General features: G+C 41.3%; 11 protein-coding genes. All 11 read right to left on the bottom strand.

What is annotated here, in order from left to right; all coding sequences use genetic code 11:
- Positions 1-26 precede the first annotated feature (26 nt).
- A complete protein-coding gene (locus tag BM100_RS16245; RefSeq protein ID WP_092512818.1) occupies positions 27-2159 on the bottom strand; it encodes a DotA/TraY family protein in 2133 nt (710 codons plus the stop codon).
- 95 nt (positions 2160-2254) lie between these two features.
- Complete coding sequence (gene traX / locus BM100_RS16240; protein WP_092512816.1) at positions 2255-2818, bottom strand: conjugal transfer protein TraX; 564 nt, start codon at positions 2816-2818, stop codon at positions 2255-2257.
- On the bottom strand, positions 2815-4041 hold the full coding sequence (gene traW, locus BM100_RS16235) for a conjugal transfer protein TraW (RefSeq protein WP_092512814.1): 1227 nt from the start codon (positions 4039-4041) through the stop codon (positions 2815-2817). The genes traX and traW overlap by 4 nt, the downstream gene beginning before the upstream one ends.
- A 34-nt stretch (positions 4042-4075) precedes the next feature.
- Positions 4076-7165 (bottom strand): P-loop NTPase family protein, encoded by a 3090-nt coding sequence (locus BM100_RS16230; protein ID WP_092512812.1) that lies wholly within the window; start codon positions 7163-7165, stop codon positions 4076-4078.
- A gap of 25 nt (positions 7166-7190) precedes the next feature.
- Positions 7191-7796: a hypothetical protein gene (locus BM100_RS16225; protein WP_092512810.1), complete on the bottom strand. Its 606-nt coding sequence runs from the start codon at positions 7794-7796 to the stop codon at positions 7191-7193.
- A 108-nt stretch (positions 7797-7904) separates the two neighbouring features.
- Entirely contained in the window at positions 7905-8309 is a 405-nt protein-coding gene (locus BM100_RS16220; protein WP_092512808.1) for a DUF6750 family protein, read from the bottom strand.
- A 14-nt stretch (positions 8310-8323) separates the two neighbouring features.
- Positions 8324-8854: a conjugal transfer protein TraQ gene (traQ, locus tag BM100_RS16215; RefSeq protein ID WP_092512806.1), complete on the bottom strand. Its 531-nt coding sequence runs from the start codon at positions 8852-8854 to the stop codon at positions 8324-8326.
- Between the two features lie 8 nt (positions 8855-8862).
- A complete protein-coding gene (locus BM100_RS16210) occupies positions 8863-9618 on the bottom strand; it encodes a hypothetical protein (protein ID WP_092512804.1) in 756 nt (251 codons plus the stop codon).
- Positions 9618-10835, bottom strand: a complete 1218-nt coding sequence (gene traO, locus BM100_RS16205) for a conjugal transfer protein TraO (RefSeq protein ID WP_092512802.1) — start codon at positions 10833-10835, stop codon at positions 9618-9620. Before traO ends, BM100_RS16210 begins: the two co-directional genes overlap by 1 nt.
- Before the next feature lie 4 nt (positions 10836-10839).
- Entirely contained in the window at positions 10840-11838 is a 999-nt protein-coding gene (locus tag BM100_RS16200) for a DotH/IcmK family type IV secretion protein (RefSeq protein WP_092512800.1), read from the bottom strand.
- Positions 11838-12512, bottom strand: a complete 675-nt coding sequence (locus tag BM100_RS16195) for a DotI/IcmL/TraM family protein (protein WP_092512798.1) — start codon at positions 12510-12512, stop codon at positions 11838-11840. Before BM100_RS16195 ends, BM100_RS16200 begins: the two co-directional genes overlap by 1 nt.
- Positions 12513-12534: the final 22 nt, after the last annotated feature.

Raw genomic sequence — 12534 nt, 5'->3', positions numbered from 1 at the left:
ATCTCCTATATAAGGAATGATATTATTTATTTTATACCATCCCCATGTGGTGATTTATTATCTTTTATATAGTTTACATCTGGGCTGCGTTCAAGTCCACGACTAAAACCGGCAAAGATACTTTTTGTGGATTCAGCCATTCCCCCAAGAATGCTAGCAGCTTCTCGGCCACCTAGCCATGAAATGATATAATCAGGCATGGTCACTTGTAATGCAAACACTCTACTAACAGTAGTAGTACATATTCTTGCATAAACCATTAATATACCAACTAACGAAACTAACCCAGTTATAGAGTTCGCCTGTACATTCGCAATTGTAGCACCGAACATTATATTCAAGAGTGTTCCAATCGCTACGATTACTATACTGGCAAAAACAAATCCAAATACCATTAACATTGGGCGAATAATAACATCGATAAGAAATATATAGCCATATGATGAGCGGTGACCACTTTCATTCTCAATACCAATATGTGTAGCAGCCCATAATGAACCGCCAGTGACACCTACTAATACACTAACAATCCAATTTGCAATGGCTGTAATCCAATATATGAAAGGTATAAATGGTAGGTAAATAGATAAACTAAATCCAATGCCAAATAATAATATACAGGTAAATTGAACTAATGGAGTAATGGCATTCACTACTGCTTGTGCTGCTTTAATGAAACCTAACGATGCAATATTTAAAATGAAGTTATTTCCAGCGGTGTCACTTGCGATTTTTGCTGCTGCAAATATCGTATAAATACTTTCAGTATAAATAAGGACGTAATCACCTATATTTTTCATTTTTAATAAAGGGTTTATCTGCCCATTTTGATTAAAATCTCCATTTCCGATATTTTGCACTATATAGTTTGATAGCCTTTGCCCTGGTGAATTAAAAATACCAACAAATACGGCAGCAGGATCTGAAGCATCAGTTGCTTGTTGTGTGTTTTTGGGGCTCTGAGTGCCCAATGGTGGTGTGTAGGGTGAATTCTGTAACTGTGTTCGGTAGGCTGTCATGATGCTTTTATAGGTATCCCCGGCACCTAAGTCGCCTAATCCAGATATGCCGCTAATTATCGGTTTTAGTTGCACTGCATCGTTAACTTTATTGTTTGCGGTTGCAAATGTTTGATACCACGAACCCAGAGCCAACCACCCATTCTGTCTTAATTGAGCAGATAATACAGAAGCTAGCTCGTCTGATTGTCCTTGAGATCTCAATGCTTGGTTAATGCGATCCTCATATGCTTGTGCTGCTTTTTGTATGCTAGTCTCTGCATCAGGCAGTGTGCCACTATCATTCATTTTTTTATTAAGCAGAGCAGTAACAAATTCGGAAGCTGATTGAGATAATTTATTTTGCATTTCATTCATTGCGCTACGTTGAGCGTCAATAATTCGATCAGTATTAACAGAGGCTGGAAACAGCCAATTCATTGTTTTATCTTTTATGGAGTCAGGTAATCGGGCTGAGCCACATAGAGCATTACCATTTCCAATCTCAAATCCATCTATGGTACTTTTTATGCTCATAAGAGGGGTGCCTCCTTGCCCAAACCGCTGATACATAGTGCTTAGTTCGTTGTTGATACTGTACATACACAAATTCATTTCATAGATAGCACGGGCTGAACTTAAAGTTTGTGGTGCGGTTGGTTGCACCACTAATGAATATCCATCTTCAAGTAAATCAACGATGCGATCTGTAACAACGTTTGCGCTCCCGATACCCATTATAGAGGCTGCCCATAAAAAAATTAGCTGCGCGATTGACCATCCCGAGACAGTGGGAACCAAGGTGAAGAAACCAGCCGCAGTAGTTATTGGGCCTACCATAGACTTTCCATTATTGAAAACTTTTCCGTGTTGCCCCGCTTTTACTAGATGTTTTAATACGACGATGGTGAACCAGATAACGGCAATAATCATTACTATGCCGTTAAAAACAAAGAATAGTTCTCCAATCATGCTGGAGTTAGTTGAAAGTGGATCTGTTACAACGTCACCAAATATCATGACTAAGATTTGACGTGAAAGATCACTGGAACGCTTGGCCGCTTGTTCTATAGTGTCAAAATTGATTGATGAAGACGCCCAAGCGTTGATAGTAAATGAGTAAAGACATACGCTGGCCATTAATTTTCGAATGGTATTCATTGAAGTCTCGTATAAGATGCTGATGTTCGCTGATTAGCTGATATATTTTGAGGTAGGGGCAGAATTTATAAGTGTGCTTTCTGGCGCTATAGTGTTTATTGCCTAAGGCTTAGTGTTGTTTTAATCCATGAATTTTCAGCTAAAAAATCCGATAATCCTCCTCGTTCAATTGGTGATGCTCGACGCTGACTTAGTTGCCATAATCGCCAGCTACATATCAACGCTTGAAAAAACGGTAATGCGGCTAGAGAGAGTAAGGCTAGGGTTAATACGAGAGTTTTTATCAATAATAATGGTGTGTATATCCCATTAAATAACACAACAAAAATGATGCTAATGGCTAATAGTGGCGGAATAGTAGCTAAAGACAAACATAACTTTTTACGACGCAGAAAACATTGTTTCAATGTTTCAATTGTCATACTGCTGGCGATTACTGCTTCATCAAAACTCAGTATGGGTTGTTGAAGTTTTCTGTTAAGTTGAAAAGAAGGACGTAGGTACTTTACTCGTTTGATATTCTTAAGAAGTGATGGGCCTATTTTTGATGCTGTGTAACGTACCTCAGATAATGGTAAGAATACGTTAGAAATGAAATAAGCACTTTTTACAGTTCGGCGACGCCAATTAATGGTTTTTTTTTCATTTTTATCAATCATGGTCGTGCAACCCCTGCATTCACTTCTTGAATTTTCATCTGTAACTGAGGGCGGTAGGATTCAGTCGCTTTAAGTGAAAGCAATTGCCCTTGCAGAATGTTATTTTTCTGCAATTGCTGTTTTATACCCAGTAACAACCAGTTCTGCAGTGATTGAGTTCGGACTGATTCACGCATTAAGTTATCACCCTCCATATTCTGTAAATCTGTTTGGTAGTTTGTGTTGGCATAACGCCTACCGACTTCAAATTGTTCAAACTCTCTTTCAGACATTAAGCCGGTTCGTTTAGCTTCGTCTGATGCTGTTTGATTGAAATATGCAGATGCGGAAGGTGCCATAAGCGTTTCTTTGAGTACATCACGTGTAGCTTCATTGGGTTGGCTTGCTGCCACCATAGCCATCATCGGTTCGCGAGCAGCAGAGTTGATAGCTTCGTATTGTGTCATTAACCCCACATATTGTTGCCCTGAGGTCGTTTTAACTTCACCCTTACTTAATTGCTTGCCGGCTGATGCGGAGGAACTGTTCAAGACGTAAGCTATGGCCGCATCGGTTTGCTTTTGATCAAAAGTAAGATCCGGAGATTTCCCATCTTTACCGGCTCCATCCAATAATGACGTTAGGCGTTTATCACCACCAGGTAACTCAGAAACGGTCTTACATAGAGTTGTTCCGCCGTAGGCAGCAAAGTCTACAGCGTCACAATAATCAGCATGAATGGCTGCGGTGCGAAATTGTGTTTGTCCTTGCGCTGGAGTCGGTGAGGTTACACTATGGCGAATTTTGCTATGACTAATTCCGTTCCCACTGGATAACGAGCTTTGCCGTGCTCGTGCTCCGCCTTGTATTTGTGATGCCACACCTGAACCAGACTCGGTACAGATACTATCAGGAACGGTATAGGTTCGCCGTGCTTGCTCTAATTTATCTGTCTGACGAGCAAAGATATCTTGGTCACGTTGTGCTTGCGCAGATTGCTCAATTTGTGTGGCAATTTTACTACCGTTCTGATTAATAGCCGCGCCGACTTGGTGCTGAGTTGTGGCGATCTCACTTAAAGCTGTACTTATTGTTCCAAGTGCAGGGGTAACTTGTGTTGTAACGGGAACGCTTTCCAATACGGTAACGGGATACCCCGCAAATGATTGATTAGATAATGCAATGTAAAGTATCAAACCAGAAACTAGGGATACCCTATGAGTGATCAGTAGATGGTATTTCATTATATTCCTAGGATAAGTAAGAGAAATTTTTAACTTAGTGGATGAAATTGGAAACTGAATTACCTTGAATGTATCCAGCTTTGGACAGTAATTCGTTAGCTAACATTCTGATTGCACCATCCTCATCTTCGAGATTGGATTTTTTCTTTAACATATCAATATGTTTCTCAGCGGAGCCACTAGGAAAAGCTGTGGCCAGTAACTCCCGAGCTAATTTTCCGTCTAGAGTTTCATATAGCATATTGCGAAGAGCGCGATTTTTTGGGGTAGAGTTGAGAGCCCACAAAAGGCGTGGCCCAACCGTATTTTTCAAAAGCTGAGCAACATTCCCGTTTGTGGTTTGAAAAACACCCAGAAATGTAGTGCCACTGCCATCTGGTGCAGGGCCTCTTGTAGTATTGAGCAATTTATTCAGTGTTGAACGCGGGACATTGAATACTTCTTCCAATACTTTGAAATCGCTGGGGCGAACGCGCATAAGGTATAAGGAGTTCGCCGATTCCAAAATTTGTTTTGGATAATCATCTAGATATTGAGATGCAAAAACAGTACGGACACCAAATTTACGTTTCTCGCGATCTTCGGTCTGCAGAGCGGCCCACAATGTTTCGATTCCTTTGATATTGTGTAATTCGTCCATAAATATGAGCTTGCTTTCTTGATCCAATTGTTCGATGCGTTTTCTGTGTAGAGCAACATAGCGAGGAGCTAGTTTGGAATATAATTCGTTTTGGACCTGAGGAAGATAAAAATCATTTGCACCGGCAAGATGGCGAGCGAATTGATACATAATGCCTGTGCGGATTTTTCCTTCTGGGGAGTCATCGCCAGCTACGTTGTTCACATCAACAATTCGAATTCGTGTGTTAGGACTGATAGCCAATCGGGTACGCCCAGAAATCAGTGGGTAATCAGAGAGCGCCTGAGTAAAACAACGTGAAATATAATGCAACATAGATTCATCAGAACCTGGGCGATTAACGCGTGCGAAAGTTGCCCGCATTTCCTCTGTGTTAAGAGCTCCCTGTAGATCGTTAAGTTCTGGTACTGCCTGAGATTGTGCAATCGAAGCCTCATACACATAATTTTTATCAAATAGCATATCCCGAATTTCATACCATGTAGCTAATTCCCACCATTGCGAGTCATATTCAGAAAGACAGCCGCTTTCCTTTAATGCCTTATCCACTTCTGGGATCAGAGAAGGAGCATAGCGCAATGGCTCTGTATCACTATTCTTTTTATAGGCAATATTTATGGCCATCGATATGATTTGTCTGCAAGCGGCAGCATCGGGAGGCATGTTAATTTGTGGGTCAATACATAAACTGACCAACATTTTCAGCAGATATTCACGTTCTATACTGATTGGGTATTTCAAGCCTAGATAAATATCAAATGGGTTACGGCAATGCTCATCATCATTGCGCAGAATAATGCTAATTGCTTTATCTAATTGATCAGGCGGTAAGCTATCCCTAATCAGATCATAGAATCCCTGCGCAGTAAAACCCTTATCAACCATAGCCATAAATGGAATTTCTGTACTGCCTGCAGATATTCCGTCCAAATGCATTCTGTTGGCCAATAGTGATTTACCAGAACCTGGGGCACCGGCTAATAACTCAGTATGTTTTTCTTGGATACTACTGGCTAATTGAACTGGATAAAGTTTGCCATCAATCGTTTGAAATATTACGTTACCGTCATTCCCCCAAGGGCTCGCTGGCCGTTGTAACGGCATTAACTTTAACCCCTCCGATAATGGTGGAAACATTATAGTGGGAGCACTGAAACTGGATGCTGATGGTAATGTATTAATCCATGCTCTAATTGGGTCCCCGAACGTTCGTGTGACACTAGAAACTCCCCACGACTGAATCGACTTTTGCAATAAAGTTAAATTACGTTGCATTCTGCTTTTGTCTTCATTCCATGTGCTAGCAGTAATGCTCATTATACAAACGGGATCTTCTTTGTCTTTTTCAAGCAACCACGATATTGAGTTATAAATGTTGCGCAAGGAGGGGATAAACGCGACAACACTTAACCATGCATTCTTACTACTTAGCATTTTTCCTCCTCCAGGCATCAGGTCTAAACGTAGACGCCACGGAATTTGACGAGGAACTTTCTTAAATAGCTGGCTGAACGGTTCTGGGCGTTGGGGGGCCAATGTCATAGCTAGTTGGCCATGATATAGGCCATCTACTTCAACAATGTTTCCCAGCGATTTTACTTCGGTGTCGCAATATTGGAAATTGAGATGAGGGGCAAGGCAAGCACTAATATCGTCTCCACGCATTTTACCATGAGGGATAACTCGATCGCCGGGCAGTAATGGTTGCCAAGTTTTGTCTGTACTGGCTCGTTCAATTTGATCTCGGATGACGTAACCAGCTTCATGTGCGTCTAGCAGACGTATCATCACACCTTCATTGCCATCAGAAAGGTCAGTCATTAATTTATCAATAAAGGCATCGTGCCTTAGTTTTAATCCTTCGAATTCAGCATAAATGGGGTTTTGCCCATAGCGAGATTCGGGAATATCTTTAAATTGTTTATCTTGACGTTGGATTTCTTCTTTTTTTTCTGCATTTGGGAGTGTAGCAATTGCTGTGTATACCGTTAACCATACACGCTCCCGTGCGATATAGGGCGTCATTTTAGTAACCTGTTCATCGACAAGATCATCTAATGCAAGCCCTAGCTTTTGGAACGATTGACGTTGTGGAGCAACTAATCGGCTAATTTCTTCTTCACCTCGTGTAGGGTCCCTTTCAAACACGATACTTAATTTATGTCCCATTGACTTGAAGTCACCTGTCAAATTGTCACGCATTTTCAAAATGAATCGCAATAAGCTATCAGGGGCAGGTGTTTCATTTGATGTTGTTGGTTCAGCTTCACTGAATTCACGAAATGCACCTAATACTTCGAAACAGGAGGCATAATCGTTGTTTTCGGTGACGTGGATATAGGGTGCATCTAATGATGGATAGCGAACTTTATCATCTGGTGTCAATCCAATGACAGTTCGCAGATCGCAATACTGTGAGAAGTCTTGCCCTAACGTATAGCGAGAAAAATAAGCAAAGGCGTCTTCGATTTTATCAATAATCATATTTCGATTTTATCAATAATCATATTTAGTTCCGAGAGCAATAATCACGATATAGATGCCCCCACCAAGTAGTACTGGTTTCTAGCGTGGTTGCGGCCAGTTTGCCTTTAAGTTGGGCTGGGTGTAGCACAAGTGCTAAATAGCGCCAGCGTTCTAATAAGGTCGGCCGGTTATCATCAGTTATGCGTTTGATAGCCTCTCCAAATGCTTGGGGGTGAGATGTTCCCCAAATTTGTTGAACAGGCTTTTCATAGGAGGTTAGCCAGTTAAGCAGTGCCTTAGCGTCTTTTTGATAAGATTCATCATCTGAATCCAATGCTTGAACAATGGCGCGCTGTAGATGATTAACATCTTCTGGATTTAATGCAGGGAGATAGACTATAGCGCCAGCTTCTGCAGTGACGGTGTCTAACTGTCGCCAAGCTTGGCAAAGGGGATCTGCAACACTGAGGTTATTTGGTTGTGTATTTAATGGATTATTATCACGGAATATGGCGCTATTATTTTGTGATTCATAACCACAGAATTCGCAATGATGCCCACTTTTTTTAGCGATATCATTTAGTTTTTGCTGTTGTTGAATTGATATTGTATGTCCCATTATATGACGGGAAATAGAGAAAATTAACATATAACTTCCCTATATTTCGAAGAAATATGGCTGGAGAATTTTGCTTTCGATATTGGGATTAATATAAGGCAACAGAAGTGACCGACCTGAATAGGCCGGCCATCAACGTTAGCTGATTGAAACTGGAGTTAAACCCAATTGTTTTTGGCTGCGTGTAGCAATTTGATCAAGAGTGATACATGCTGCACCAGCTGCAAACAGAAGAGCGATGTACCATACTTTAATTTGAGAATTATTCTTTTTGGCAATCATAGAAATAATTCCACCCAAAATGAAGCATACGCCCATAAATGTGGATAGACTGAATACTGATTCTGTTGCTGAATCAGCACCCTTTGCTACGCCTTTTAACATGTCGGCAAGATCACCATCGGCTTTTGCAACAGGAGACAAGATCAATCCTACAAAGCTTAAAATAGCACTGAGCAGATATCGTCGGGCTGTTTCGGCGATAAGAATAGCCTTAACGGAAACAAATAGTAGAAAGTTTTTCGTGAATTTTATAATTTTCATAATGACTCTTTTATTTACCAATGCAATTTAATTGTGTTTTGAATTAAATCAATCAATCGTGGATTAGCAGCGAGCAATGCGCCGATAATTAAACGTGTAATACCACTATATACGTCATCCCCAGCACTCAGACTTGTATGTCCATCTTTCAGTGAACGGCGAAGACGGAGCCCTCCTTGGTAGGCATAAATAACGCCTACCCACTGAAGCAATGTGAGGACTGCATTTATAGCTACTGCAGCTGGGCCATATTTTCCTTCTGAGACGTAAGCGATAGCACCGAATGTGATATCACCTAATGCCATCTGGTTAGAAGTCGCATTCATTACGCTATGTAGCGTGATAAGGCATCCACCTATTAAAATGACACCAACTATTTTTCCCGGCCCGTCTTGCAACTGGCCTCGCCTTGCCCTGCTTGCAATGTTGGCGAAATGCCCCATGAGAATGATTAGTCCGGACATAACACCAAGGATTAGCATCAATTTGATACCGGCCTGGCTTATGTTGTTGATTGCATTAGCAATAATTTGAACTAAATCCATAAATTCCCTTAGCGAATTATGCCAGCTGTAGTTATCACCTCACGTTTATGTATATCTATGGTTTTAACTGTAGCGTTTCCTATACGATCTCCTTGACGTAGTGCCCAAGTGCTTCCCTTATAATTTACCCATGCAAGCCCCGGATAAAGGCTGGCTATAGAAGCTCCTTGGAAATTGGTTTTTTTACTGCCGGATTGGGAAATTTTCTTGGCAGTTTGTTTGGGTGCTGTTGAGTTTATTGGCGATACAGGTGCCGATAGGTGCGGTTGTTGGGGTGAAAACTGCTGCTCAAGTGCGCGTAGTCGTTGATCAAGTGCCTTGATTCCTTCTCGATTATTTTCGCTATAAATTTGTAGGTTGTTGATGCTTTCTTTAATTTCTCCCGTTTCTTTTTCTATCAGGGTGTTTTCTGATATAGGTGGGGGTGAATTTTCTTTAATAACAGTTGATTGTGATATTGAAGAAAATGGTTGTTCCTCAGCAGAGGAAGATACAGGTTGTTCTGCTACAGGTTCTTGCGATGTAAATTTTGGCGTACTGCTTGTTGTTTGTTGCGGGGAGCCCTTGGAAAGGGCGTATATAATAAGACCAAGGAACATAACTGCTATCATCACTAACTGCATGATAGTAAATTTTATTCCTATTACTGGTACAGTAATTAGTTTAACTTTATTAGTTTGTTGGGCAGTTTTAGGGGGTTCAACATTCACATCTTCCGGTAAAGGGGGCTGCGGGGGGGCATCTAAATCGAAACGAGAGCTCATTAATGTTTTCCTGAGGCTATTTGTGGTTCAGTGAGTGTGGAGACGTTTTTATTCACCCGATCACTTTCATACACACCTTTCATAAACTGGATTGCAACTACTTGATTTTTATTAACGTGAACTTGTTTTATGGGAAGCTTGGCAGCATCGTTAGCTATGACTTGACCTGCTTGTTCTCCAATTCCTCCGATGACAGTACCCACAACGGCTGAGCCATTAACCTTTCCTGTTCCACCGGTGATTGTTCCATTGGATGTGGAGAGAATTTGTGTGTTTTGATCTTTGTAGAGCTGACCTACACCACCAATGCCGCTGGCAAGTGCAGGTAAAATAATGCGACTGAAATAGCGATTGTTAACCTCACTTGCAACCGAAGATTGAAGCGTATCGTCTTGTAACGCATATGCATCTACTTGATATTCAACACCGTTTAATGTCATGTGAGTTAGGTGAATCTCAACACCATTTCCGGCCAGTCGTACCCCTTTGGCACTAAATGTTGCCCCTTCTAAGAATCCTGCGGGGATATGAGCTAAAACAATTGAGTTAAGGTTGTCAGAATCAATAGCAGTATCAATAACGCCGGGCCTACGAGTGTTTGGCGGTACGATGACCTTATTTTGTGATGTGCTTTTCTCCATTGTTGTTTTGACAGGTTCCAACGGTTCATTACTGGGCAACCCGCTTGTCCAAGTGCTAAATGTATTGGCTTGGTTTGAACCATTTCCTTCGCTTTCTTGACCAAATGCACTGGCCAGTTGCATTTCCCCTGGTTTCCAACGCTCATTTAGAACTTTTAAATAACCTTTAAGGGCTGCTTTTTTATCCTCCGAAATACCATCAGGTGTTGTCGTTGGGTTTTCTTGAGATTCAATAGGATGTGTATTTAGCTCTACAGGCTGAGGGGCAGTAGAAGGTGTTTCGTATTTAATATCGCTCATCTTCAATGAAGCAACAAAACTGGTTCCATCAGCATCCGCAGTTTGGGAGCCCAATTTATTGGCTTGGCTCTGTAGTTGTTGATATAGCTCGGTTTCAGTACTTTTAACAGAGGCATTGTTTGCCACTTTGTTTAATTTGATATTAGAAGGCGTTGGAGCTGGTTGATTAAGATAACCCCAGGCGATAAACGCTACCCCAAAAATCAGTATTCCACCGGATAAAATTAATAATCCAGTTTTCTTACCATCGCTGGCGACATCATTTTCAATGGCCATCTAGTTACTCCAGATTGATATTGAGTGTCGCATTACGTCCCTGAACTGAAAATACGGCTTCTGGCGTGACAGGGAGTTTCCAAATGCGGGTGCCGTCAGCGGAGGAAGATGTCGCAACAAAAGAATCCCTGATCATATGGCGGGAGCGAATATAGAGATCATCACCCATCTGCCAAACGCTGGTCATTGGTACATCCCCGCTAGTTTTAAGGCGCTTAGCTTCTTTGGGAGGAACGCCATCTAAGAATGCTTGTATTAACGGATCTTCAAGACTAATTTTTTCTCGGGTGATCGGAAGTTGTTTAGCAGCAGGACCGCGTAAAGGAATTCGCAAATCAAGTCGGCTATCTGTGATTTGTGCTTTATTTGAGTTACCGGCTTCTCCACTAGAGAGTGAGATTACAATAGGAACTGGTAGCCCTTGAAGATATACACTGACGCTGGCTGTGTCATAAGCACGTTTAGCTTGAACTGACATAACAGGGCTATTCGGGATGTATTTTATTTCAAAACCTGCCTCATTTCCGTTAATCGGTGGGGCTCCGATATTCCACGGCGCTCCTGTTTCATCAGTAAATGATACGGTACTTGGAAAATTAGGGAGAGCCCGTAACAAAGGTAACGATGCACCAGGAGATAAATTAACTGTGAGTGAACTAATGCGTGGTACTGCAGTTATTGGAGTTCGGCTTTCGCTACGTTGTAATTGATCAAATGTTTGATGTAATTCTGAAACATCTTCTGGTGTCAAGGGAGCTACTTGATCAAGAGCATAAGATAATGCCGGCGATGGTAATGGGGCATTAGGTTCAGGGTGCGCTGTCGATTGAACGGGTACTTGCTGAATTGTAGATGTTTGAGCTGTAGGTGCTGACTGTGTTTGAGTGTTCATACTTTCTGCAGGTTGCCAATTACTTGGTATTGGCGGTGTAGAGGCTGTTTGTGCAGAGTAACTATTAAAGGTTGCCAGAAGGATTAAACCAGATAGTGGAGCTTTTAGCATTATGGAGCCTCATAGGTAATTAACTGACCAATTTCTAAGCCTGCGTTTTTCAAACGAGGATCGACTTGTTGAATTAATAGGGAAATAACGAAACTTTGCTCAGGTAAGGAGTTAACTTGCCCAACGAGTTTTAGCTTTGTGGGATATTGCACTTTCCAAGCATAGAGTCCGTTTTCTAATGTTCCTTTGCTGACAATGACACCAGAAGATGTCATTGCTGACATATTCATTTTTTTATCTTTTATTGAGGATAAAACATTGGAGAGAGTAAAGGCTGCATGGTAGTTCTGAAATCCTTCGTCAGAGAAACGAGGTATTACTCTATTCATCTGAGCACGATAGTTAACGAAATCAAGTGTGAAGGCATCGAGAATAAGTTTGTTACCAAAGTCAACTACATCAGCATCACTATAAGCCGGTACATTTGTTGGATGTAGCGGAATGATTCTTCCATTTTGAGTTGCAAAATATTTCACCGGAGGGTGTAACACAGCGTATACCAAACATCCGATTACTATCATTGCTATGAATGTGCTAGCAGCGAACCAAACATTGGCAGTGAGCAATTTACGTGTAAATCCTACATTAAGTTGATTCGCGTTGTGTTGAGCAATAGCGGACGCATACGGATCAGGATCAATTACCGGAGTAATAACCTGTTCTTTTTCTTTCATGGAATATCCAGATTTTATATTT

This window comes from Xenorhabdus mauleonii (genome assembly GCF_900113945.1).
In the GTDB taxonomy this organism is placed as follows: domain Bacteria; phylum Pseudomonadota; class Gammaproteobacteria; order Enterobacterales; family Enterobacteriaceae; genus Xenorhabdus; species Xenorhabdus mauleonii.
This window is presented reverse-complemented; position numbering and strand designations above follow the sequence as displayed.